Consider the following 24,673-nt stretch of genomic DNA (forward strand, 5'->3'; position numbering starts at 1 on the left):
GTGAAAATAAAAAACAGGCTTTCGCTTTATTTTGCTTTAATAGGCTCCGGCGTATTACTGGTTGTGCTTTTTTCAATCTACTTTTCGTTTTACTCGTTTATACGGGCCGATTTTTATACCCATTTAAAAGACCGTGCCGATGTAGCCGCACAGCTTTACCTGGAAGCCGATGAAATTACGCCCGACTCGTTAAGCCAGGTACGCAAACGGTACCTTAAAAATCTGCCAGGCGAAGTAGTACGCTTGTATGATAGCCGTAACAGCGCAGCCTTTATCCCCGATGTGCAGCAATCGTGGGATAATAAAACTATTGAAGCCGTGAGGAAACGCGGTTATCTGCAATACTATAATCTCAACCGGCAAGTAGTTGGAATATATTACAAAGATAACCAGGGTAATTTCGTTATCCTCGTTTCGGCAACAGATATAGAAGGTTATCACCGTTTGGAAATCATGCTCAACACCATTATCGTTCTGTTTTTTGTGGTGGGTGCAATGCTATTTTTAATGAGCAGGTGGCTGGCCGAAAAAGCGCTTTCGCCGATAAATAAAGTTGTTGACCAAATGCAGCTTATTAAAGCCACTAACTTAAATGTGCGGGTTGACGAAGGTAACGGCAAAGACGAATTAAGCGAACTTGCTCGTAACTTTAACCGCCTGCTGGCACATCTGGAAAACGCTTTTGAGCTACAAAAAACGTATGTAGCCAATGCTTCGCACGAATTACGCACACCCATAACCAGCATTATTGGCGAAGTGGAATTTGCACTTAGCAAAGAGCGGACTTTGTTAGAAAATGAAAAAACCCTGCAGTTGGTGTTAGAGGAATCGGAAAGGTTAAGAGATACCATATCCGGCTTAATGGAACTGGCTCAGGTTGATATGGATTATACAGCCGCAGAGCTAACGCCGGTACGAATGGACGAGCTTTTGTGGGATATACATGAATTTTGGACAAATAAGTACGGGTTCGATTCGTTTAAGGTGAACATCTTAAACCTACCTTCAGATCAATCGCTATTAAACATTGCTGCAAACAGGCAACTCATGTTTATTGCGTTAAACAACCTCATAGGCAATGCCTTCAAATTTTCCGACCAAAAAACCGTAACCTGTAATTTTTATGCCGACCAGTTTTTAATACGTTTACAGGTTATCGATTCGGGCATTGGCATACCGGATGAAGATATCAGTAAAGTTTTAAAATCGTTTTATCGTAGTTATAACGCCCGCAATTTTGCCGGCACCGGCATAGGCTTGTTTGTTACCCAAAAAATAGTGCAACTATTTAACGGCACGCTTCACATCCAATCTGCCGAAGGTTCCGGAACCACAATTACCACAGAATTTTTACATCATAGTTAAAATTCTAATCTCGTTCTAATACGGTGCCCGCAAGTATCAATTAGTTTTGGCCCATTCCAAAATTAATATTATGCGATTGAGATCTGCTGTAACGTTTTTATTCTGTATACCCATATTTACCGCCGCGGCACAAACAGATACCCTCCGGTTAAACTTTCAGGATGCCGAAAAGCAATTCCTACAAAACAACTTCGCCCTGCTGGCGCAAAAATACAATGTCGAATCAACTAACGCGCTGGTAGCACAGGCCAAACTTTGGGATAACCCCGTTTTAAGTACCGACCAAAATATTTACGATGGCGGCAGCAAAAAGTTTTTTTACCACAACTCCGATTTAGGACTGGGGCAGGTGTACCTGCAACTAAGCCAGGTTTTCACCACCGCAGGCAAACGTGGCAAACAAGTACAAATAGCTAAAGATAATGCCAAAGTACAGGAAGCCGAGTTTAACGATTTGATGCGCAACCTGCGTTATAACCTGTTGCTTGATTTTAGCCAGCTATCAACCCTGTTGGAGCAGGCAAAGGTTTATCAAAACGAAATTACATCGGCACAAAGCCTGGTAGATGCTATTCAAAAATCGTTTACTGCCGGTAACACGTCTATGAAAGATCTGATACGCCTCAAAGCCTTATTATTTGGTTTGCAGAATGATATGGTTGAAAACAGCCGACAAATAAACGACCTGCAAACCGAATTAAAAACATTGATACAAGCACCGGCAACGGCCTTTGTTTTCCCGCTTATTAATAATGCAAGCAATAAAAGTGTTGATTTGAATGTAAGCGCGTTGATAGAACAAGCCAAAACAAACCGTGCCGACTACCTATCCAACCAGTACCAATTAACTTCGGCGCAACATAACCTCGCCTATCAAAAGGCGCTTGCTGTGCCCGATGTTACCATAGGTGCATCGTATGATAAAAACAGCAGTTACGCCCAAAACTATTACGGCCTGCAAATTGGCTTACCGTTGCCATTTTTTAACCGCAACCAGGGTAACATCAAATCGGCCAGGTATAGTATGATGAGCCAGGAAAACACCCTGAAGGATAATGAAAGCAAACTAAAAAATGATGTAGTTGCGGCGGTTAACCAATACCAGTTAAACCAGCAACTGTTTTCGACACAGCAGCTCGAATTTAACCAACAGTACGATTTGCTGTTTACCAACATGCTTAAAAGCTTTAAAGAACGCCAGATAAGCCTGATAGAATTTGTTGATTTTTTTGATACTTATAAAGATACCAAGCTCAAAATACTGCAACAGCAATACAACCTTCAAAAAGCAATTGCCGATTTAAATTTTGCAACCGGCACAACCGTAATTAAACCTTAATACGCCCTCCAAATACCCAATATATATGATGATGAAAACAAAACTAATATTGCCTGGCCTTTTTGCCTCAATATTTTTTGTGGCCTGTAAAGATAACAAACCACAAGCTACCGAAAGTAAGCAGGTATGCATCAGCGATTCGCTGGCCAAAATGATAACGGTTGATACGGCAAAAACCACGTCGATGAAAGATGAACTCAATTTATCGGGCGAGGTTTCTAACGACGATAATAACGTGGTAAAAGTATTTCCGTTTAGTAGCGGGCAGGTTATTGATGTAAAAGTATCGCTTGGCGACAAGGTGAGCAAAGGCCAAACTCTGGCCATGATGCGCAGCGCCGATATTGCAGGCAACTACACCGATCTATCTTCAACACAATCAGACGTGGCGGTAACAAAGCGGCAACTGGAACAGGCAGAATACCTGTATAAAAATGGCATAGCGAGCGAAAGGGATTACACCGAGGCTAAAGAAAATTATAACAAAGCCGTAGCGGCTAACAACAAAGTAAAGTCGCAACTCACCATTAACGGTGGTGGTAATACCGCTGCAAATGGCATGCTAATTATTAAAGCACCTCAAAATGGCTACATTGTCGAAAAAAACATCACATCGGGTAGCTTTATCCGTCAGGATAATAACGGGAGCATGTTCACAATTTCGAACATGAAAGATGTTTGGATATGGGCCAACGTTTTTGAATCGGACATAAGCAAGGTTAAGGTTGGTTATACTGCCAAAGTTACCACGCTGGCTTATCCCGATAAGGTATTTATGGGCAAGGTTAACGAAGTAAGTTCTGTTTTAGACCCCGATAACAAGGTAATGAAAATAAAAATTGCACTGCCTAACCCTGATATGCTTTTAAAACCGCAAATGTTTACCAACGTAACCATTACCAATAACGAGAACAAGCAATCGGTAGCAATACCGGCTAAAGCTATTGTTTTTGATAATAGCAAAAATTTTGTGGTAGTGTACAACAGCAAGTGCGATTTAAAAGTGCGCGAGGTAAGCGTAATAAAAACCGTTGACGATGTTACTTACATTGCTTCGGGTTTAAACCCAGGCGATAAAGTGATCTCAAAAAATCAACTATTGCTTTACGACGCCTTAACTGCTGATTAACGAGCAGTATTTAACAATTAAACCGTAGTAATAACTACCGACTAATGCAACAAGCAAATGAATAAGTTCATTAAAAATATTATCTATTTTTCGTTAAGGCACCGCTACTTTGTATTCTTCATGACAGCCGTTTTGGTTGTACTTGGCGTATGGAGTTATAGCAACACACCTATTGAAACATTTCCGGATGTAACCAACACCCAAATAATTATTATAGCCCAATGGCCGGGCCGTAGTGCAGAGGAGGTGGAAAAAATGATTACCATACCGATGGAAACGGTATTGAACTCGGTACAAAAAAAGGCCAACCTGCGTACTACGTCGTCGTTCGGGCTATCATACGTGCGCATTATTTTTGATGATGATGTAGACGATGCCTTTGCCCGCCAGCAGGTATTGAGCCGCTTAGGTAATGCCGACTTGCCCGATGGCGTAAAACCAGAGGTTGAACCCCCGTACGGACCAACAGGCGAAATTTTTAGGTACACTTTAAAAAGCCGCACCAAATCCATTCACGAATTAACGGCTATACAAGATTGGGTGCTCGATCGTCAGTTTAAATCGTTACCCGGCGTTGCCGATGTAAACAGCTTTGGCGGAGAGGAAAAAGATTATGAAGTGAGCGTAAACCCGGCCCTGCTGCAAAAATATGGCTTAACCTCGCTGGATATTTACAATGGTATCAGCCGCAGTAACATAAACGTAGGTGGCGATGTAATTGAAAAAAACGACCAGGCTTACGTGGTACGTGGTATAGGCTTAATCAATAACATTGATGAAATTAAAAACATCATCATCAAAAACGTAAATAACGTACCTATACTGGCTAAAGACGTTGCCGATGTAAAAGAGAGTGGCCTACCACGTTTGGGGCAGGTAGGGCGCGATAAGCACAACGATGTTATTGAGGGCATTGTAGTGATGCGCAAAGGCGAAAACCCCGCCGAAGTATTAGAGAAGATACGCGATAAAGTAAAGGACCTTAACGAAAACATTTTGCCAAAAGATGTTAAAATTGATACCTTTTACGACCGTACCAACCTGATGGATTTTTGTACTGAAACGGTGATACACAACCTGCTGGAAGGTATAATACTGGTAACCGTAATTGTATTTTTGTTTATGGCCGATTGGCGCACAACGCTTACAGTTGCCATCATCATCCCGCTATCATTACTGTTTGCTTTTATGTGTTTGCGGTTAAAAGGCATGAGTGCCAACCTGCTTAGTATGGGTGCCGTAGATTTTGGTATTATTATAGATGGCGCCGTGGTAATGGTAGAAGGCATATTTGTTGCGCTCGACCATAAAGCCAAAGAGGTAGGGATGGAAAAGTTTAACAAATTGGCCAAACTGGGCTTATTTAAAAACGTTGGTGCCGAAATGGGCAAGGCCATCTTTTTTTCCAAACTAATTATATTAACGTGTTTAGTGCCAATTTTTGCTTTCCAAAAGGTGGAGGGTAAAATGTTTTCGCCACTGGCTTACACTTTAGGTTTTGCTTTGTTGGGCGCGCTAATATTTACACTAACGTTGGTGCCTGCGTTATCAAGCATATTGTTGCGCAAAAACGTGAGGGAAAAACACAACGTAGTAGTGCTGTTTTTTGAGAACGGTATCCGCAAGTTGTTTAACTACACTTACCTGCACCAAAAGTTAAGTTTACTGGTAGCTATAGCTTTTATGGCTGTATCATTTTTTTCGGCTAAGTTTTTGGGCTCCGAGTTTTTACCTCAGTTAAACGAAGGTGCGCTTTGGGTTACCGCACAGTTGCCCATGAGTACATCGCTGGAAAGCTCGGTAAACATTACCAATAAAATGCGCGATATACTTTCAACCTTCCCCGAAGTGAAACAAACCTTATCGCAAGTAGGCCGAACCAATGACGGTACCGACCCTAAGGGATTTTTTAACGTGCAGATACAGGTTGACCTGTTGCCAAAGAAAGAATGGAAGCGCAATATTACCCAGGAAGAATTGATAGCTGATATGGATAAAAAGCTAAGTCAGTTCCCCGGGATAATTTATAATTACTCGCAACCTATTATTGATAACGTTGCCGAAGCTGTGGCAGGCGTGCCGGCATCAATGGCGGTAAAAATATTCGGGCCCGATTTTAAGGTGCTCGATCATAAGGCCGATTCGGTAATGAATGTTTTAAAACACGTACAGGGTGTAGAAGATTTGGGTGTATTGCGCAACTTAGGCCAGCCCGAGTTTAGGATAGAGCTTGACCAGCGAAAAATGGCACTTTACGGCGTAGCCACAGCCGATGCCAACGCAGTAATTGAAATGGCTATTGGCGGTAAAGCCGCAACCGAATTATTTGAGGAGGAGCGTAAATTTGATGTGCGCATCCGCTATCAAAAGGATTTCCGTAATACCGAATCAAAAATCGAGAACCTGATGATCCCTACAATGAGCGGATCGAAAATTGCGATTAAAGAAATATCAACCATTACACGGCTTACCGGCCCCGCATTTATTTACCGCGATAACAATATGCGTTACATAGCGGTTAAGTTTTCGGTACGTGGCCGCGATTTGGGCAGCACCATAGCCGAGGCGCAGCAAAAGGTAAACGCCGCGGTAACATTAGATCATGGCTACTCGTTTACCTGGAATGGCGAATTTGAAAACCAGATAAGGGCATCAAAAACACTGGCACGCGTAGTACCTATTTGTTTGCTGGTTATATTCCTTATCCTTTTCATCACGTTTGGCAATGCTAAAGATGCAACGCTTGTAATTTTAAATGTGCCATTTGCCTTAATTGGCGGTATACTGGCTTTGCATATTACACATACCAACTTTAGTATTTCGGCGGGTATTGGCTTCATTGCCTTATTTGGTGTTTGTATCCAAAACGGCGTAATCCTCATCTCGGTATTTAAGAAAAACCTGGAAGACCGCATGCCGCTTGACGAAGCCATACTGCAAGGCGTAATATCGCGTGTGCGCCCCGTAGTCATGACGGCCTTAATGGCGGCCATTGGTTTAATGCCTGCTGCTGTATCAACCGGTATTGGCAGCGAAACGCAAAAACCATTAGCCATTGTAGTAATTGGCGGCTTAGTTACCTGTACCATATTAACCCTGTTAATATTGCCGGTTATTTACGCTATGGTTTACAAATTAATACACTATCGCGAAAACCGCAAACTGCTTAAAAAAATAGGCGCGGTTAGCTAACATACACCCTTGATTTTTCCCCTTTAATAAGCAACTAAGCCCTCGTTTAAAAAACGGGGGTTTGTTGTTTTAAGCCTTTAGCTGTAAATTATGTGGGTATAAAACACATTTACGCAAGCAACGTTATACAGCACATATAAATATGAAAAACATTCTCTTTTTTGGCGATAGTTTAACAGCCGGTTATGGTTTGAGCGATGCTGTAAACCAATCGTTTCCGGCACTTATCCAGCAAAAAATAAATATCGAAAACTTAAACTATAGGATATTGAATGCCGGTGTAAGCGGAGATACATCGGTAGGCGGCTTGAGCCGGATAGACTATTGGTTAAGCCAGCCCATTGATATTTTTGTGTTGGAATTGGGCATTAACGATGTGATGCGCGGTATTACACCACAGGTTACATCAAAAAATTTGCAGGCTATTATCACCAAAGTAAAAACAAAATACCCACAGGTAAAAATAGCATTAATGGGTATGGAAATACCCATACTAATGGCCGCCGGTTTTGCCGAGCAGTTTTTAGCCGTATACCGGGAACTGGCTACAATAAACCAAACTGCTTTTGTGCCATTTTTTTTAAAAGACGTGGTGGGCATACGCCACCTAAACCTTGCCGACCGCATACACCCCACTGCCGAGGGTTACCGTATTATAGCCGACAACGTTTGGCCTGTTTTGCGCGGATTGATGGTTTAAAGCAAAAAACTACTTTTGGTTCCTTAAAAACAATAGGGCCGTTCGTAAACTATCAAGGCGCTCGGGTTCCATATTTTTTACCGGAAGACTTAAAACCTGCACCATATTATCCTCATTACCTTTGGGGTCGTTATAAGTTTGCTGGATAATGTTATCGGTGTCAGTTTTTAATTGCAAAATACCAGCGGCGACGGTGCCGCTATAGTCCAAATCGTTAAAGCGTTTCATACGGAACGAATAATATTCTTGCTTGCCGCCCAGGTAGGTTTTACGCAGCCGCACAAATAAATCTTCGGTAACACTCAGTTCCCACTTTTTTAACTTTGGCTCGCCAGTAGGGTTATAACATTGGTTTAAACACCGGTTACTATAAGTTAAGGCCTCCTTTGTATCCATAAACACACTGCTTTTAAAGCAACATAATACTAATGCAAACGCAATTGCAAGCAGTGTAATAAACTGGCGATTAATTGGTTTAATAATTGATAAAATCATGACAGCACATATCCACCGGCTAAGTTAATAATTGTTTATTTTTGCTTATGAACTTTTCTGAAAATTCGCGCATCTGGATATACCAGTCTAACCGAGAACTTAACCCTGCCGAACTGGCACTTACAGAACGTATATTGAATGAGTTTACAGTAGATTGGACGGCCCACAACAACCTACTTAAAGCCAAAGCCGAAGTACGTTACAACCGCTTTATTATTTTAACGGTTGACGAAAGCCAAACCGGTGCTTCGGGTTGCTCTATTGATAAATCGGTAGCGTTAATGAAAAAGTTGGAGCAAGAGTTTAATATTAACTTGTTCGACAGGTTTAATACTGCTTACCGTACCGCCAACGGCAATATAACTACCGCAACCCGTGCCGAATTTGAAGAATTAATTAAGCAAGGTATTATCAATACCGATACCACTGTGTTTAACAACCTGGTAAACAAGTTGGGCGATTTAGCAACCAAATGGGAAGTGCCTTATAAAAACAGTTGGCACAAACAAGTATTTGGCGATTTGGTTGTAGCTTAATGTTCATTATCGATTTAAACTATATTGTTCCGCTGGAAGAGCTGGATCAGCATATGGCCGACCATGTTAAATTTTTGCGCAAGTATTATAAAAACGGCACCTTTGTAGCATCGGGCCGTAAGGTGCCCCGTACCGGAGGAATTATATTGGCTTTAGCCGACAACCTTGACGCCATAACTCAAATAATGAGCGAAGACCCGTTTACAAAACATGAGCTGGCCGAGTACACGGTTACACACTTCCTCACCTCACAATATCATGCCGAGCTAAAGGGATTGCTTGGCAGCTAATTGTATACAGAAAAAGATCAATAAAACTATGTGAAACTTAAAAGCTAAATATTAAATTAGCTTTATGGAACCCTTTGACCCTCGTGTTGATGCTTACATTGCAAAATCTGCCGATTTTGCAAAACCCATTCTTAATCATATCCGCAATATAGTACACAAGGCGCGTCCCGGTATAACCGAAACCATAAAATGGGGCATGCCGTTTTTCGACTATCAAGGAACGGTTTGCCAAATGGCAGCTTTTAAGCAGCATTGCGGTTTTGGCTTTTGGAAAGCCAGCCGCCTATCCGATCCTCATCAAGTATTAAACAACGGCGAAGAAGCATCTGCGGGTAGTTTTGGCCGTATATACAGCCTGAGCGACCTGCCTGCCGACGACATACTGATTGCGTACATTCAGGAAGCCATACAACTAAATACCAACGGTGAGAAAGGCGGCATGAAAATAAAGCAAGAGAAACCAGCCACCGCAATAAAAAAAGAAATACCCGTACCCGAAGAGTTTTTAACCGCACTTGACGCCAACCCGGCAGCCGACGAGCATTTTAGTAAATTTAGCCCTTCAAAACAGCGTGAATATTTAGAGTGGTTTGCCGATACAAAATCGGAAGCTACGCGCTCAAAGCGAATAGCCACAGCCATAGAATGGATAGCCGAAGGAAAAAGCCGGCACTGGAAGTATCACAGTTAACTCAAAAGCGAATAGCATCGCCGCGTAATTTACACTATAAGTTTAATGCTGCTGGCAGCATTAATAAAAAAGGAAGTGCGTTATTGTAATTTAAATCCTGATACTCTAAGCCTAAAGCTCTTAAATTATTGTAATAAGTTTGGTGCTGCTGATAATAGTTTTTTTCTGACTGTATAAACCCCCCGTTGGTCGGGATTTATAATCCCGACCCAAATAACAGTGGATTTGCAATCCACAAAACACTTTAAAAATCCAATGGCCCTAACCTGCGCATATTTTTCATAATTAGATACTTGCGGTGCAAAATGTAATTATCGGGTGCTGCCGGCGACCACTTTAACGGATTTGGAAAACAAGCCGCAATAAGAGCCGCTTGAGATTTGGTAAGTTGTGATGCCGGTTTATGGAAATATGCTTGCGAAGCAGCACCAACGCCATAAATACCGTCGCCCATTTCAATTTCGTTGAGGTAAACTTCCATAATACGTTGCTTACTCCAAAACGCCTCTATCAGCAATGTAAACCAAGCCTCAAAAGCCTTACGTATGTACGACCGACCTGGCCATAAAAAAACATTTTTAGCCGTTTGCTGCGATATGGTACTGCCACCAATTAGCTTTTTGCTGTGCTCATTTTTATCTATGGCCTTTTCAATGGCCTTAAAATCAAACCCATGATGCTCTAAAAATAACTGATCTTCGGCGGCAACGGCGGCACGCTTCATAGGGTCGGCAATGCTATCAAATTTGGTCCATTTTTTATCTATTTTCCAATCCTTGCCATCGCTTTTGCGTTCAAAACCGCGGGTTACCATTAGCCAGGTTACCGGTGGGTTTACAAAGCGGTATAGTATTACCCAAAACAAACTGATGCCTACAAACAGGATAAACGCTAATTTAACTATGCGGAGTATGAGCCTTACAACGCCCGATTTAATTTTCATGCTTTAGCAAAAATAAAAAAAGGTATTTAGCCTAAGCCAAATACCTTTAAATAATTTATTACCTTTTTTGCCCCCAGGGAGCTTAAAGATTACTCTGCCACTACTGTGAACGGAACCTTAACTTTAACTTCTTTGTGTAAGTTTAAGTTTGCGGTGTAATCACCAACAAATTTAGGTTCAGCATCAAATGTAATGCGACGACGGTCAACCTCAAAACCTTCTTTCTTCAATGCATCAGCTATCTGGATAGTGTTGATTGAACCGAAAATTTTGCCTGTTTCGCCAGCTTTTGCACCAATAGTAAGGGTTACACCTTCTAAACGGGTTGCAATTGCATCTGCATCTTTGCGTATTTTTTCTTGTTTAAACTGAGCTTGTTTAAGGTTCTCAGCTAATACCTTGCGTGATGAAGTTGTTGCCAATATGGCAAATCCCTGAGGAATCAGGAAATTACGGCCATAACCTGGTTTTACATTTACTACATCGTCTTTCTCGCCGAGGTTTTTGATATCTTGTTTTAAAATAACTTCCATTTTTTATCCTCCCTTATTATTTTAACGAGTCAGTAACATAAGGTAATAAACCAATGTGGCGTGAGCGTTTTACAGCTTGGGCCACCTTGCGCTGAAATTTTAAAGAAGTACCTGTTAAACGGCGTGGTAATAATTTACCTTGGTCGTTAATAAACTTCAATAAAAAGTTTGCGTCTTTGTAGTCAATATACTTAATTCCGTTTTTCTTAAAACGGCAGTATTTTTTACGGTTATCCTCCACTTTGGGAGCGGTAACGTATTGGATTTGATCTTTTGCCATTACTTTGCTGCCTCCTCGGTTTTAGGTTTCTTTTGGTTAAATGCACCGCTACGTTTTTTGTCGTTATAAGCAGTTGCATGTTTGTCAAGGGCGATAGTAAGGAAACGCATTACACGCTCATCCCTTCTGTATTCAACCTCCAGTTTATTAATTAAATCACCCGGAGCCTTAAATTCAGTTAGGTGGTAGTACCCTGTAGTCTTTTTTTCGATAGGGTACGCAAGTTTTCTCAAACCCCAATTATCCTCTTGGATAATTTCGGCTCCATTATCAGTCAAGATCTTGGTAAATTTGGCCACGGCCTCTTTAGCAGTCTCGATAGACAACAACGGGGTAAGAATGATCACGGTTTCGTACTGTTGCATTTAAACTTTGATTTTTAATGTTTACCGCTTTTAAAGCGGGATGCAAATGTAGGTATAATTACTTAGGTTTCAAAACCTTTATAAACAAAAAAAGCGATGGGGATTAAGAGGCCCCATCGCCTTAAACACACCTAATAAACAAAGACAATTTATTTAATTGATTTTCCCCTTAATTAATTTAAACTGATGACTCTTTGTTCGATCCAAATATAAGCTTGCAAAATCAATTTTCATATCCGTAAAAACACGTATTTTAAATGTTTAAACATTTAAAATAAAAACGATTTGTATAACACATTACGATGGATTTATGCCCCGTAAAAAAAAGGGAGGCTTAATGTTTATTTAATTTTTATACATTATATTTATCGCACTAAGCAATATCTAAAAAAATGATTCCTTACTCAATTAATATCCCAAGCGTAATAGAACGTTATAACGTTCCCCTGCTCAATGTTTCGGGCGAGGTACAAAACAACATTCAACTTTTTGATGATGGCGATGGCTACCTTATTGGTAACCTGGCGTTACAGCAGGGTTATTCGCCCTATCGTAATATTAACAGTTCGCCGTCTGACATTGACTATCAGTTACTTGCCAAGGCTGGTTTGCTGCTGGCCACCGAAGGCAAATCTGCCGAGGTTGTGCTTACAACAGGTTTCCCATATACTACCTTCGAACTTTTCAAGCAACAAGCTGTTAACTTTTACACCCCGCGGGATATTTTTATTGAGTACAACTCGGATACGTTTACTACAAACGAGCATAAACGCATGCAGGTAACTGTTAGGCACATTGAAGTAGTGCCCGAAATTATTGGCTGTATTGATGCGATAAGAAAAGGCCCCGTTGCCGAAACTGACGATTTTTTTGTAGTAAGCCTTGGTTATGGCACCTGCGAAACCGGTTTAAGTTTAAACGGCGGTTTGGTTGGCCGTACCTGCATGAGTATATCGGGCTTGCGCTATGCCGTTAACAATTTGCAAAGCGAATTGAGCCGCAGCAACAACCTGGGCATGAAAAATGAGCATGTTATTAACCAAAACTTTCAGGGTGGCAGCATAGTTGTTGACCGCCGCAAGAAAGACCTTACCGATATACGCCGCAACCAATTATATAGCTATTACAAAGAAGTAATATCGCCAACGCTCAAAAAAACATTTACCGATAACGATTTTGACAAAGCTGGCAAATTGTACCTTGTAGGTGGCGGCGCCTTATATACCGACCTTGCCGACTGCTTCCGCAACGAATTTGAAGGGATTTTGGATGTTATTGTTCCGCCCGAACCAAGCTATATGGCAAGTGTGGGTTATTGCCTAAAATCGTACCAGCGCTGCGGTAATGTTAATGAGGCTGTTGGCCTTGATATTGGCAATGCCTATACGGTTATCTCTAAACTGAGTGCCGTGCAAAATAGCCAGGTGTAGCCTGTATTTTTAACTCGTATTTAAACTTTTATATCTGTTGGCGGTTTGGGCTTGCACAAACCCGCCAATATTTATAATTTAGTTGCGATGGATAACTTTATTGTTTCGGCCCGCAAATACCGCCCGGTTACCTTTGATACCGTTGTGGGCCAGCAACATATCACCAATACGTTAAAAAATGCCATCCGTAATAATCAGCTTGCGCAAGCCTTTTTATTCTGCGGGCCGCGGGGTGTAGGTAAAACCACCTGTGCGCGCATATTGGCGAAAACCATAAATTGTACCAATTTACAGCCCAATGCCGAAGCCTGCGGCGAGTGCGATAGCTGCATATCTTTTCAGCGCGGTAATTCATTCAACTTTCATGAATTGGATGCAGCATCCAATAATTCGGTAGAAGACATCCGCAGCCTGATAGAGCAGGTGCGTATACCCCCACAAGCCGGTAAATACAAAATTTATATTATTGATGAGGTACACATGCTATCGCAGGCGGCTTTCAATGCCTTCCTGAAAACGCTGGAAGAACCACCTTCATACGCCATATTTATATTGGCTACCACCGAAAAGCATAAAATACTGCCTACCATATTATCGCGCTGCCAGATATTTGATTTTAACCGCATCCGCGTTGAGGATATGGCCGGCCATCTGGAGTCAATCGCCAATAAAGAGAGCATTAAATACGAGATAGACGGGCTGCACATTATAGCCCAAAAGGCTGATGGCGGCTTACGCGATGCGCTGTCGATGTTCGACCAGATCGTTAACTTTTCGGGCAGTAATGTAACCTACCGTGCTGTAATTGATAACCTTAATATATTAGATTACGATTACTATTTTAACGTAACCCAAAGTTTGCTCGCTCAGGATACGGCCAAAACCTTGTTAATTTTTGATGAGATATTGGCAAAAGGCTTTGATGGCAGTCACTTTATATCGGGCTTAACCGAACACTTGCGCAACCTGCTGGTTGGCAAGGATGCCGAAACTTTAAAACTACTTGAGGTAAGCGAAGGAATTCGCAAAAAATACATTAGCCAGGCGCAGGCGTCAACGGTATCTTTCCTGCTATCGGCCATGAACATTGCCAACCAATGCGACATCAATTACAAACTGAGTAAAAACCAACGTTTGCAGGTTGAACTGGGGCTACTCAAAATGTGCCACATAACGGCAGCGTTAAACCTGGCTAACTCCACTTTAAATAATAACCAGCCCGAAGGGCAGGTAAAAAAAAAACCTGAATTAGCAGCAACCTCCTCCACAACAGTTCCGCTTCAAAACGCCTCTAACGAGCAGCCTAAGGCAGTTATTACAGCTTTAGATCAAACACCACCGCTACAGGCAGCGGCAACAAAAACACCATCGCTAACAGCAATACCGGCTATTGAGGCTGCCACTATTGAGCAACCGCCTGCCGATAAACCAAGGGTGGCAATGCCAACGCCCAGTTTGTTAAAAAGTGCCACAGTAACGCCATCGCTAAAAAATTGGAATAAAGGAGTTGTTGCCGAAGAAGAAAAGGAAGACGACCCCTACTTAAAAGGCTCGGATAAAGAGCATTTTACAACCGACGATTTTTTAAGATACTGGCACGAATATGCCGCCAAAGTTAAAGCCGAAGGCAAAATGAGTTTGCTTAGCATTTTTACAACCACACCACCGGTAATGCTTAAGCCCTATCAGTTTGAGGTAATTGCTGGCACCAAGGCACAAGAAAATGCCTTTAGAGACGAAAAACCCTACATCCTTAATTTTCTGCGCACCTCGCTTAAAAACTTTGATATTGAGATACAAACCCGTATTGACGAAGTGAAAGCAACTAAACGCCTGTATTCTGCACAAGATAAATATGCACACATGGCTACAAAAAACCCCGATTTAGCGGAATTAAAAAAACGATTCAATTTAGAACTTGAGTAGTTGTAAACTTATTCGGCCTTAGCTATATTAACACCATTTTGTTGCAGCATTTGTTGCTTAATGTACGGGTTGTGAATTAAGTTTTTAATGTGGTATATTTTGCGGTTGTTTACACCATCTGCTACGCTTGTTGTACGGGCAAGGTAATCAAGCCATTCGGTTAGTAAATCCACATATTCGGCCGAGCATTTGTACAATGCCTCGTTGTTAACGTCAAAACCGGTATATACTTTATTAAAAACGGCCCTTCTATCATCATAGGTTAATTCCTTTGTGTATACGCTATTTAAAGCGGCTTGCTTCCCTTCGGGCGTATTTAAACTTGCATCGCTGTTTTGCAGGTTAGTAAGGTATTTGCGTTTTTCGGTAGCATCTACGCCATACCCCTCCATGTATTGTAAAGCAAACTTTCTAACTAAACAATCAACGTATGCTGTGTGTACGGTGGTAAAATAGTTACTAAAGGGTTGTTTTGCAATTAGCTCAAGGCTTGCCTGTTTAAATTGGTCAAGCCGTTTTATAAAGGCGGTGGGTTCAATAAAGTTGGCATCGCTGCTTAATATATTCCACTTAACGGGTAAGTACTTTGCTTGTTGCGCGGCTAACTGGGTTAAAAACTTATTCTCTGCTTTTCCCTTGCCTGCAAAGGTGTATAAGGTAATGCCTTTACGTTGCTTTTTACCAATTTTCAGGTTCATTCCGGGCGCAAGGTATAGGCGCAGCACATTGCCGTCATTTACAACCGAGTAAAACCCGGGGGCAATCATCAATTTTTCGGCAAACCGGCCATTACTATCTAATACAATATGTTTATCAATAGTTTTTCCGTACTGGAAATATATGATCTCGCCGCCTTCCCCCTTAAAATTGGCAGTTATTTTGGCTGTGCCCGTCTGTGCGGCTGCACTAACGGTTACAAACAAAAACAGGCAGGTTAACAAGGTTTTCATAAGTGGTATAATATGGTTTAATAAAGCTAACCATATTATACCAAACTCACAACAGTGGTGCTTATTTCATCGGTTCGTCATTCTTCGGGTAACCTTCCTCGTCCAAATCGTCGCGGTCATCTTCTGCCGTGTGCGAGAGTATCTTATCTACAGCGTCAACTTCTACGCTTTGGCCTTTATTATCTATATGCATACCCAAATTGGTTACATCATCCTGTAACGCTTCGTTGGTAACATATTCGTCAACAGCCAGGGGGTTCGCTTCGTCGTAGGTTGATATACTGTCGCCCCCATCTTTTACAGCACTGTTATAGGGGTCGGCATGGTCATAATCGGGGTCATCGCTTTTTACATCCAGCTCAAAGCTGTTCTCTTCCTCATTGTAATTAAGGTTTTGAGGCTCGTCCTTACTGCTGAGTTCGTTGTTTATGCTTTCGTCGCTTTCCAGGCTATCGTCGTCAATACCCGGAGTAAATTTATCTATGCTCATCGCTCTATAGTTTAGTTACTTTTAATATAAGGCATAGCACGTTAAAATGTTTGGTGCCGATAGTGTAAAAAAACAATATTACGCTTAGATAGTGTTGCAAGGCAAATTTTTTTTTATGTAAGTTTGACATTCAAAATTTTGAAATAAAAACAAAGCCTGTATATGTCAAAAATTAAAGTAGCTAACCCGGTAGTGGAGCTTGATGGCGACGAAATGACGCGCATCATCTGGAAATTCATCAAAGATAAACTGATTGTACCTTACCTTGATCTGGACATCAAATACTATGATTTAGGTATTGAGTACCGCGATGAAACTAACGACCAGGTAACTATTGATTCGGCCAATGCCATTAAACAGTATGGTGTAGGTATTAAATGCGCCACTATTACGCCCGACGAAGAGCGTGTTAAGGAGTTTAACCTTAAACAAATGTGGAAATCGCCAAATGGAACCATCCGTAATATATTAGATGGTACGGTTTTCCGCGAGCCTATTGTAATGAACAACGTACCCCGTTTGGTACCAAACTGGACAGCCCCTATCTGCATAGGCCGTCATGCTTTTGGCGATCAATACCGTGCTACCGATTTTGTAACTAAAGGTAAAGGTAAATTAACCATTAAGTTTACACCAGAGGATGGCGGCGAAGAGCAATCATTCGAAGTGTTTAATTTTAAAGGCGATGGCGTAGCAATGGCCATGTATAACACCGACGAATCTATCCGCGGTTTTGCACACGCTTGCTTTAACCAGGCTTTAATGAAGGGCTGGCCTTTATACCTGTCAACCAAAAACACAATCCTTAAAAAATATGATGGACGTTTTAAAGACATTTTTGAAGAGATATACCAGGCCGATTACAAAGCCAAATTTAAAGAAGCCGGCATTACTTACGAGCACCGCTTAATTGACGACATGGTTGCATCGGCCTTAAAATGGAACGGTAACTTTGTTTGGGCCTGTAAGAACTATGATGGCGACGTACAAAGCGATACAGTAGCACAAGGTTTTGGTTCGTTAGGTTTAATGACATCTACCCTGGTAACCCCTGATGGCACCGTTATGGAAGCCGAAGCAGCACACGGTACAGTAACCCGCCATTACCGCGAGCACCAGGCTGGCCGCCCAACATCAACCAACCCTATCGCATCAATATTCGCATGGACACGTGGTTTAGAGTTCCGCGGTATATTAGATGGTAACCAGGAACTTATTGACTTTTGCAAGGCTTTAGAGCAGGTTTGTATTGAAACCGTTGAAAGTGGCAAAATGACCAAAGATTTGGCCATAACCATTAAACCAAAAGTTGAACACGGCACAGACTACCTGTACACCGAAGAATTTTTAGAAGCCATTGACGAAAACCTGAAAAAGAAATTAGGCAAGTAAGCAACAAGCTCAATACACCATTCAAAGCCCATCCGTTAACCCGGATGGGCTTTTTTTGTGCAAGTATTATAAAAGCTATCGCAAGTTTAGCGTAGCGCAACTTGTGATAAACTTATTCGGAGTTTCCAACTCCGGCAACCCAAAAAGCATTTGCTTGGGGGGGGATAAAGTAAGATTTTTAATTTATACTTTTATTAACTATGAACTTTTATACGGTTCACTCAGCATTCACTAAAGTGCTTCTATTTCAAATTCAATCCCTCAATCATTCACTCCTTCAAAATTAAGACAGGGGGGGATAAAGTAAGATTTTAATTTGTGCTTCTGTTAATTATTGGCTTTTAGATTTTCACTTAGTCAATCATAAAAGAGTGCTTTTATTTCACACTCAATCCCTCAATCATTCAATCCTTCAAAATTAAGCCATCCCTTTCACCGACAATTCCCCCGCATTCACCGAATACTTACCTTAACCGGCCTAATACCGCTGGATGTGCCTTCAAATTCGCTATACTTTTACATCGTAATCAAAAAACAAACACAATGTATAACGATAGCAACAACAACCAACGTCAAAACAACAGGGCCTTTGCCGGTTTATTTTTAGTAATATTAGGAGGCATTTACCTGCTTCGCCAGATGGATTTCTTCTTTTTCCCATCATGGCTGTTTAGCTGGCCGCTAATTTTTATAATTATTGGTGTGTTGAGTGGCATCAAACATAATTTTCGCCAGCCGTTTGCCTACATCATGATATTTTTAGGCAGCCTATTTTTACTTGGGCACATTATAAGTGTATCTATCTATTTCTTTTGGCCAATCATCCTTATCGCCGTTGGTGTAAGCATGCTAATGGGCCGCAATAACCGTTGGAACTATAAAAACCACAACAATAACATGTACTGGAAACGCGAAAATAACAGCGTCGACCTATAAAAAGGCTATAACCACCTCAACATATATATAAATGTAAGTCCGCCCTGATCTGAGATAGGGGCGGATTTTTTTATTCAGCGAAAGCCCCGGCGTTTAACATCGCATTTAACTTACCCCATCATTCCACATTCGTTACTCAGTGTTTATTATTTGGCACTTTCTTTATTAATTTGCAGCACCAAACTAAGGCACCAAAAATGGCTTCTACCCAGGCTCAATACTATACCGACCAACTATTTGATAAAACCCCGTTTCCGGGAAAAGCACACCAGGAAACTATTTTTGAAAACTGCACTTTTAAAAATTGCGACCTATCGGGCATCAACTTTTCGGGAAGCGATTTTATTGATTGCCTGTTTGATACCTGTAATTTTAGTACGGCAAAGTTCGCAAACACCGGCCTAAAAAATGCAAGCTTTAAGGGCTGCAAACTAAGCGGGGTGAACCTTGGCTCTTGTAACGATTTTTTATTCGCCGCCAATTTTGAGGATTGCATTTTAGATTATGCATCCCTCCACAAAAAGAAAAACAAAAAATGCAGTTTCATCAATTGCTCCATGAAAAGTACCGACCTCACCGAAGCCGACCTAACCGAAGCCATCTTCCAAAACTGCGACCTCCAAAATGCCGAATTTGGCCGCACCATATTAACCGGAGCCAACCTAACAACAGCCTCCAACTTCACCATCGACCCGGAACAAAACCAAATGCGCAAAGCCAGGTTCTCGCAACAAGGGTTGATAGGATTATTAGGGAAATACGGAATAATTGTAGAATATTAAAACAAGGCAGACCCCGTTGGTCGGGATCTCTGATCCCCGACCCCAATAACCCAGTTGGTCGGGATCTCCTCGTTGGTCAAGAACCGTTGGTCGGGATCTCCGATTCCCGACCCAAATAACCGTGGATTTATAATCCACGAAACATTGCTTACTTCCCGTCAGCAAAACAGCTTCGGCCAAAAGCGGCAAGAACGTGATGGACACAGTGCGGCAGGAAAGGGCCTTTCGATTCTTGCTCGCACGGGGTATGTGCGGCATTGGGGCAATGGATCGAGCCGCCCGTGAGTTCTTTCGGCTTGTGCGTGAAAGGCCCTGTGCGGCAAAGAAGCCTTTTTGCCGACAAGCCTTTTGGTTACTTTGTGGCTACAAAGTAACAGCCCCCGCGGCAATTGAGCGGGAACTATGCAGATCGAATATAAAAGCCACCGTTGGTCGAGAACAGTTGGTAGGGATCTCCGATCCCCGACCCCAATAACCGTGGATTTATAATCCACAAAAAAGTTCACCCCGCTTCAGCGCCGTTCCTAATCCTATTAATAATATTAGTGCTCGAATATCCCGGCACAAACTGCAGCACCTCAACAGTACCACCGTTAGCCATAACCTCAACCGCACCAACAATCTCCGGAATGGTATAATCGCCACCCTTTACCAAAATATCGGGCATAATGCTGTTAATAGTTTCCAGTGGGGTATCTTCATCAAACACCACAATAGCATCAATAAAAAAAAAGCAAGCCAGCATAATACCCCGGCTAACCTCGTTATTAATGGGGCGGTTACTGCCCTTTAAACGTTTAACCGATGCATCCGAATTAATGGCAACCACAAGTTTATTACCAAGCGAAGCCGCTTCGGCCAAATAAGTAATATGGCCGAGGTGCAAAAGGTCAAAACAACCATTGGTAAATACCACTTTATCGCCATCGGCCTGCCATTTTTTGACCTGGGCCGATGCATCTTCCAGGCTATATATCTTCTCTTTTACCTGTTTTTCTGTTATCGTTTCCATGTTACAATTTTAAGCATATATAACCAAATATCCACATCCCATAAAAAATGACTACCTTGCACGTTTACTGCATAAACATTGACATTTCAGGATTTTAATTTCAACGACACATTATTCGAAGGTATCCAGAGTATGGGGTACACAACGCCTACGCCTATCCAGGGCATGGCTATTCCGGTAATATTACAGGGGCACGACCTTATAGCCTGTGCCCAAACAGGTACGGGTAAAACCGCGGCATATTTATTGCCCGTTTTAGACCACATTAGCCGGCAGGCCAAACCCAAAATCAACACCTTAATACTGGCCCCCACGCGCGAGCTGGCCCAGCAGATAGACCAGCAGATACAAGGGCTTGCCTATTTTACCGGTGTAACATCGGTAGCCATATTTGGCGGTGGCGATGGTATTGTTTACGAACAGCAACGCCGTGCCATACAGCACCATGCCAATATATTGATAGCTACGCCGGGCAGGTTTTTGGCCCACCTGGCTTCGGGCGTATTAAAGCTTGACGATTTGCAGCATCTTATTTTAGATGAGGCCGACCGCATGCTTGATATGGGCTTTATGGACGATATTATGCGCATCATCAGCTTTCTGCCTAAAAAAAGGCAAACGCTGCTGTTTTCGGCCACCATGCCGGGGCGCATTCGCAAGCTTGCGGCATCAATTTTAAACAATCCGCAGCAAATTAATATTGCCATATCGCAACCCGCCGTTGGTATCGATCAGCAAGTCTACAAGGTTTATGATAACCAAAAACTTGCCCTTACCGAGATGCTATTGAAGGATGCCGCCTATACCAGCGTTATCGTTTTTGCCGGCACTAAAGAAAAAGTTAAAGAAGTTTACAAAACCTTAGGCAAACTCAAGGTAAAGGTAGAAGCCTTTCACTCCGATTTAAAGCAGGCCGAGCGCGAAGAAATATTGCTGCAGTTTAAAAACCGCAAGCTACAGGTATTAATAGGTACCGATGTACTTTCGCGGGGTATTGATGTGGAAGGTATTGATTTGGTTATCAACTACGATGTACCGAGCGACCCCGAAGATTATATTCACCGCATTGGCCGTACCGCACGCGCCGAAACAACCGGTACAGCCATTACGTTTGTTAATGAGCGCGATCAGCGTAAGCTCATCAATATCGAAACTATGATGGGCCGCGAAGTAAAGGTAACGGACCTGCCACCCGAGTTAGGCGAGGCACCGGTATTTAAACCACCAGGCACCCATACCGACGACCGTAGTTATCGCAAAAAAAAGAATTTTAAAAAGAAAAAATAATGCCCCGGTATTTAAAAGCAACATATTTTAAAATATGTGGTATAGCACTTTCAATTTTTGCTGCAACACCTTTATTTGCCCAAATGCCCACTACCCCGCAAGAAAAAAAAGTTGACGCCGTTGCCCATAAGGTTATCGCCTTAATGAATGCGCACCAGAGCGATAGCGTTTACAAACTGGCCGGCGAAGCCTTTAAACAACAAATATCACTGCAATTATGGCGGCAAATTAACCAAACCCAATTGGTTAATTTGCTACCCTTTAAAAGTATTACCTTTAAAGGCAGCCAAGATGGTATAAACAAATACAAGCTGCAGGGCAACGTTTTGCTCGCCCTAAACATCAGCTTAGATAGCTACGATAAAATAGCCAATTTTACGTTTACACCTTACCAGGACGAAGTAAAACCCGCCACCATGACGGTAGAGGAACAGCAAACCGATGCCGTTGCTACCAAAGTTTTAGATTACCTAAACGCGGGCCTGCCCGGTAGCGCCTATGCCTTTGCCGGAGAAAAATTCAGAACCGCTATCGATTCGGCAACTTGGCGCAACATTACCGATAAACAGCTTGCCCCCATGCTGCCGCTGCAAAACCTTGTTTTTTTAGGCAGTAAAAACGGTGTAAATAAATACAAAACCGGCAAGTTGCAGTTTTTGATGAGTTTAGATAAAGCAGGCAAGTTTGAGGTATTTGCCATACAGCCTTATCAGGAAGATGCCCAAAAGGCCGAAAAGGTTGCAACCGATAACCCCATACAATCGCATCTGGATAGCGTAATTAATAAATGGCTATCGGCCTACATCCAAACCAAGGGCAATGTTGGTTTAAGCGCAGCCGTTTACTACAAAGGTGCCGATCATTATTACAATTACGGCGAAACCGTTAACGGCAACCACCAATTGCCAACTGCGCATACTTTGTACGAAATTGGTTCCATCACCAAAACATTTACCTCGTTGCTATTGGCCCGCGCCGTAACCGAAGGCCTGGTTACACTTTCCGATCCGATAACTAAATTTCTGCCCGATTCCGTTTCCGCCAATGCCGATCTAAAAGCTATTACATTAAAACAACTATCCAACCATACATCGGGTTTACCCCGAATGCCCGATAATATTGATGCTTCGGTAACCGATTTAAACCAGCCTTACGAGCATTATACAGAGGGGCTTATGTTTGCTTTTCTTAAAAAATTCAGGCTAACCGGCACACCCGGCACCACCTACCTCTACAGCAACCTGGCTACCGGCCTGTTAGGCGTAATTTTAGAAAAAATATACCACAAACCTTACGACGAACTGGTAAAGCTATACATAACCCAGCCCCTAAAACTTACCGAAACCAAAGTAAAACTTACCGATTTAGATGTAAAGCACCTGGCCCAGGGTTACAACGAAGCCGGCATCCCGGTACCGGTTTGGCACCACCAAAGCACTAAAGCCGCCGCGGCAATTAAATCTACCGCGGCAGATATGCTGCAATACGGTAAAAACCAGTTACCACAGTTTAGTAACCCGCTATCAAAGGCTATTGCGCTCACGCATCCCTTTACAATTGACGATGGTATTAACAAAGTTGGCCTAAGCTGGCATTACCTTTATACCGATGCCGACCCGGTTATACAACATACCGGTGCAACGGGCGGCTACCGCGCGGTGGTATGTGTTAACTTAAAACGAGCCATAGTTTTAGTGTTGCTCACCAACAACGCAAGCACCGGCGATGCAATGGGCCTAAACCTCATGACTGCTTTAGAAAAAGCATTACCACAATAATAAAATTCATAATGGTTCGTATGCTACTGTTACTTTGCCTGTGTAATTATAACCCCACTTTAAAAGGTGGCGAAATAAAGGCAAACAAAACTGTGGTACATCAAAATACCGATACCATACCCAAAGCGGCAAAAGCACTAATTACCTGCTACGGCAACGCCATTGCCGGCTACGCCGATAACTACATTATTTTTAAAGATAAAAGCAAACTCATTTGGGATGATGGCATTAAAAACAAATCGTTTCAGCAAATATTGGATAAGCCCGATTTGAAAGATATGTTTACCCAGCATTACCTAAAAGGCACCCCAACAATGCATCCCGCTAAAAATTACGATCCGGGCCGCATCCGTAACGAGGCCTTGTTTTTGAAAATTTATGGCAATACCGAGCAACAGGTACGCAAACACCTCACCACCATAAACTGGTGCCCAAAATTGGTTGGTCAGCAAATAAGGGTAACTACAGTTAACAATATTGATAAAAAACTGATACAGGTTTCAAAAGAACTTGACGAGCATCCCGAGTTAAAAAAATACCTTACCAATATAGGCGGCACGTTTGCCTGGCGCAATATTAAAGGCACAAGCCGCCACAGTATGCACAGCTTTGGGATGACGATTGATATCAACACCAAGTACTCAAACTATTGGGAATGGGAATGCAAATGCACAACCGAAGACACCGCCGTTAAATACAAAAACAAAATACCCCAAATTATAATAGATATATTTGAAAAGTACGGCTTTATTTGGGGCGGCAAATGGTATCATTTTGATACCATGCACTTTGAGTACCGGCCCGAACTATTGCAGCAACCTTAACTTAAAAA

General features: G+C 42.2%; 24 protein-coding genes. 16 read left to right on the top strand and 8 right to left on the bottom strand.

All coding sequences use genetic code 11. The features are described from left to right. The 5 genes from BDD43_RS00525 to BDD43_RS00545 all read left to right on the top strand — a co-directional run bounded on the left by BDD43_RS00525 (position 1) and on the right by BDD43_RS00545 (position 7,725). Positions 1 to 1,365, top strand: a complete 1,365-nt coding sequence (locus BDD43_RS00525) for a sensor histidine kinase (RefSeq protein WP_121195652.1) — start codon at positions 1 to 3, stop codon at positions 1,363 to 1,365. Between the two features lie 70 nt (positions 1,366 to 1,435). Continuing rightward, a complete protein-coding gene (locus tag BDD43_RS00530; RefSeq protein WP_121195653.1) occupies positions 1,436 to 2,704 on the top strand; it encodes a TolC family protein in 1,269 nt (422 codons plus the stop codon). Between the two features lie 25 nt (positions 2,705 to 2,729). Continuing rightward, positions 2,730 to 3,833, top strand: coding sequence for an efflux RND transporter periplasmic adaptor subunit (locus BDD43_RS00535; protein ID WP_246001372.1), 1,104 nt, complete (start codon positions 2,730 to 2,732; stop codon positions 3,831 to 3,833). A 57-nt stretch (positions 3,834 to 3,890) separates the two neighbouring features. Then, entirely contained in the window at positions 3,891 to 7,025 is a 3,135-nt protein-coding gene (locus tag BDD43_RS00540; protein WP_121195655.1) for an efflux RND transporter permease subunit, read from the top strand. Between the two features lie 142 nt (positions 7,026 to 7,167). Beyond that, positions 7,168 to 7,725 (top strand): arylesterase, encoded by a 558-nt coding sequence (locus tag BDD43_RS00545; RefSeq protein ID WP_121195656.1) that lies wholly within the window; start codon positions 7,168 to 7,170, stop codon positions 7,723 to 7,725. A 9-nt stretch (positions 7,726 to 7,734) separates the two neighbouring features. Here the strand turns inward: BDD43_RS00545 and BDD43_RS00550 are convergent, their stop codons facing one another. Continuing rightward, entirely contained in the window at positions 7,735 to 8,121 is a 387-nt protein-coding gene (locus tag BDD43_RS00550; RefSeq protein ID WP_147425535.1) for a hypothetical protein, read from the bottom strand. Positions 8,122 to 8,267: 146 nt separating this feature from the next. On the opposite strand from BDD43_RS00550, the gene BDD43_RS00555 reads away from it, so the two are divergent. The 3 genes from BDD43_RS00555 to BDD43_RS00565 all read left to right on the top strand — a co-directional run bounded on the left by BDD43_RS00555 (position 8,268) and on the right by BDD43_RS00565 (position 9,737). Next, the gene (locus BDD43_RS00555; RefSeq protein ID WP_121195659.1) at positions 8,268 to 8,756 is read left to right on the top strand and encodes a pepsin/retropepsin-like aspartic protease family protein; all 489 of its coding nucleotides are present in this window, start codon (positions 8,268 to 8,270) and stop codon (positions 8,754 to 8,756) included. Continuing rightward, positions 8,756 to 9,046 carry a YciI family protein gene (locus BDD43_RS00560; protein WP_121195661.1) on the top strand — a complete coding sequence of 97 codons (291 nt, stop codon included), beginning with the start codon at positions 8,756 to 8,758 and terminating at the stop codon, positions 9,044 to 9,046. The genes BDD43_RS00555 and BDD43_RS00560 overlap by 1 nt, the downstream gene beginning before the upstream one ends. A 64-nt stretch (positions 9,047 to 9,110) precedes the next feature. Then, positions 9,111 to 9,737 carry a YdeI/OmpD-associated family protein gene (locus BDD43_RS00565; RefSeq protein ID WP_121195662.1) on the top strand — a complete coding sequence of 209 codons (627 nt, stop codon included), beginning with the start codon at positions 9,111 to 9,113 and terminating at the stop codon, positions 9,735 to 9,737. A gap of 244 nt (positions 9,738 to 9,981) precedes the next feature. On the opposite strand, the gene mtgA is transcribed toward BDD43_RS00565, so the two are convergent. The 4 genes from mtgA to rpsF all read right to left on the bottom strand — a co-directional run bounded on the left by mtgA (position 9,982) and on the right by rpsF (position 11,858). Next, the gene (gene mtgA / locus BDD43_RS00570) at positions 9,982 to 10,680 is read right to left on the bottom strand and encodes a monofunctional biosynthetic peptidoglycan transglycosylase (RefSeq protein WP_121195664.1); all 699 of its coding nucleotides are present in this window, start codon (positions 10,678 to 10,680) and stop codon (positions 9,982 to 9,984) included. An 89-nt stretch (positions 10,681 to 10,769) separates the two neighbouring features. Next, positions 10,770 to 11,213 carry a 50S ribosomal protein L9 gene (gene rplI, locus BDD43_RS00575; protein ID WP_121195665.1) on the bottom strand — a complete coding sequence of 148 codons (444 nt, stop codon included), beginning with the start codon at positions 11,211 to 11,213 and terminating at the stop codon, positions 10,770 to 10,772. Positions 11,214 to 11,229: 16 nt separating this feature from the next. After that, positions 11,230 to 11,493: a 30S ribosomal protein S18 gene (rpsR, locus tag BDD43_RS00580; protein WP_008505994.1), complete on the bottom strand. Its 264-nt coding sequence runs from the start codon at positions 11,491 to 11,493 to the stop codon at positions 11,230 to 11,232. Next, positions 11,493 to 11,858: a 30S ribosomal protein S6 gene (rpsF, locus tag BDD43_RS00585; protein ID WP_121195667.1), complete on the bottom strand. Its 366-nt coding sequence runs from the start codon at positions 11,856 to 11,858 to the stop codon at positions 11,493 to 11,495. The genes rpsR and rpsF overlap by 1 nt, the downstream gene beginning before the upstream one ends. A gap of 392 nt (positions 11,859 to 12,250) precedes the next feature. Here rpsF and BDD43_RS00590 point away from each other — a divergent pair, with 392 nt between their 5' ends. Next, positions 12,251 to 13,288, top strand: coding sequence for a ParM/StbA family protein (locus tag BDD43_RS00590; RefSeq protein WP_121195668.1), 1,038 nt, complete (start codon positions 12,251 to 12,253; stop codon positions 13,286 to 13,288). A gap of 87 nt (positions 13,289 to 13,375) precedes the next feature. Next, positions 13,376 to 15,214, top strand: a complete 1,839-nt coding sequence (locus BDD43_RS00595; RefSeq protein ID WP_121201829.1) for a DNA polymerase III subunit gamma/tau — start codon at positions 13,376 to 13,378, stop codon at positions 15,212 to 15,214. An 8-nt stretch (positions 15,215 to 15,222) separates the two neighbouring features. On the opposite strand, the gene BDD43_RS00600 is transcribed toward BDD43_RS00595, so the two are convergent. Both BDD43_RS00600 and BDD43_RS00605 read right to left on the bottom strand, forming a co-directional pair. Next, positions 15,223 to 16,164 carry a hypothetical protein gene (locus BDD43_RS00600; protein ID WP_121195670.1) on the bottom strand — a complete coding sequence of 314 codons (942 nt, stop codon included), beginning with the start codon at positions 16,162 to 16,164 and terminating at the stop codon, positions 15,223 to 15,225. Positions 16,165 to 16,225: 61 nt separating this feature from the next. After that, positions 16,226 to 16,654 carry a hypothetical protein gene (locus BDD43_RS00605; protein ID WP_121195671.1) on the bottom strand — a complete coding sequence of 143 codons (429 nt, stop codon included), beginning with the start codon at positions 16,652 to 16,654 and terminating at the stop codon, positions 16,226 to 16,228. A gap of 162 nt (positions 16,655 to 16,816) precedes the next feature. On the opposite strand from BDD43_RS00605, the gene BDD43_RS00610 reads away from it, so the two are divergent. From BDD43_RS00610 to BDD43_RS00620, 3 genes are all read left to right on the top strand, one after another. Further along, positions 16,817 to 18,046, top strand: a complete 1,230-nt coding sequence (locus tag BDD43_RS00610; RefSeq protein ID WP_121195673.1) for an NADP-dependent isocitrate dehydrogenase — start codon at positions 16,817 to 16,819, stop codon at positions 18,044 to 18,046. A gap of 543 nt (positions 18,047 to 18,589) precedes the next feature. After that, complete coding sequence (locus BDD43_RS00615) at positions 18,590 to 18,982, top strand: LiaF transmembrane domain-containing protein (RefSeq protein WP_121195674.1); 393 nt, start codon at positions 18,590 to 18,592, stop codon at positions 18,980 to 18,982. Between the two features lie 197 nt (positions 18,983 to 19,179). Continuing rightward, complete coding sequence (locus BDD43_RS00620) at positions 19,180 to 19,764, top strand: pentapeptide repeat-containing protein (protein ID WP_121195676.1); 585 nt, start codon at positions 19,180 to 19,182, stop codon at positions 19,762 to 19,764. Between the two features lie 502 nt (positions 19,765 to 20,266). Here BDD43_RS00620 and rfaE2 read toward each other — a convergent pair. Beyond that, a complete protein-coding gene (gene rfaE2 / locus BDD43_RS00625) occupies positions 20,267 to 20,776 on the bottom strand; it encodes a D-glycero-beta-D-manno-heptose 1-phosphate adenylyltransferase (RefSeq protein ID WP_121195678.1) in 510 nt (169 codons plus the stop codon). Between the two features lie 78 nt (positions 20,777 to 20,854). Between rfaE2 and BDD43_RS00630 the strand changes: the two genes are divergently transcribed. The 3 genes from BDD43_RS00630 to BDD43_RS00640 are packed head-to-tail and all read left to right on the top strand — an operon-like array spanning position 20,855 to position 24,665. After that, positions 20,855 to 22,063 (top strand): DEAD/DEAH box helicase, encoded by a 1,209-nt coding sequence (locus tag BDD43_RS00630; RefSeq protein ID WP_121195679.1) that lies wholly within the window; start codon positions 20,855 to 20,857, stop codon positions 22,061 to 22,063. After that, positions 22,063 to 23,841, top strand: coding sequence for a serine hydrolase domain-containing protein (locus BDD43_RS00635; protein WP_121195680.1), 1,779 nt, complete (start codon positions 22,063 to 22,065; stop codon positions 23,839 to 23,841). Before BDD43_RS00630 ends, BDD43_RS00635 begins: the two co-directional genes overlap by 1 nt. Before the next feature lie 11 nt (positions 23,842 to 23,852). Further along, positions 23,853 to 24,665 carry a M15 family metallopeptidase gene (locus BDD43_RS00640; RefSeq protein ID WP_211339639.1) on the top strand — a complete coding sequence of 271 codons (813 nt, stop codon included), beginning with the start codon at positions 23,853 to 23,855 and terminating at the stop codon, positions 24,663 to 24,665. Positions 24,666 to 24,673: the final 8 nt, after the last annotated feature.

This window comes from Mucilaginibacter gracilis (assembly GCF_003633615.1).
In the GTDB taxonomy this organism is placed as follows: Bacteria; Bacteroidota; Bacteroidia; order Sphingobacteriales; family Sphingobacteriaceae; genus Mucilaginibacter; species Mucilaginibacter gracilis.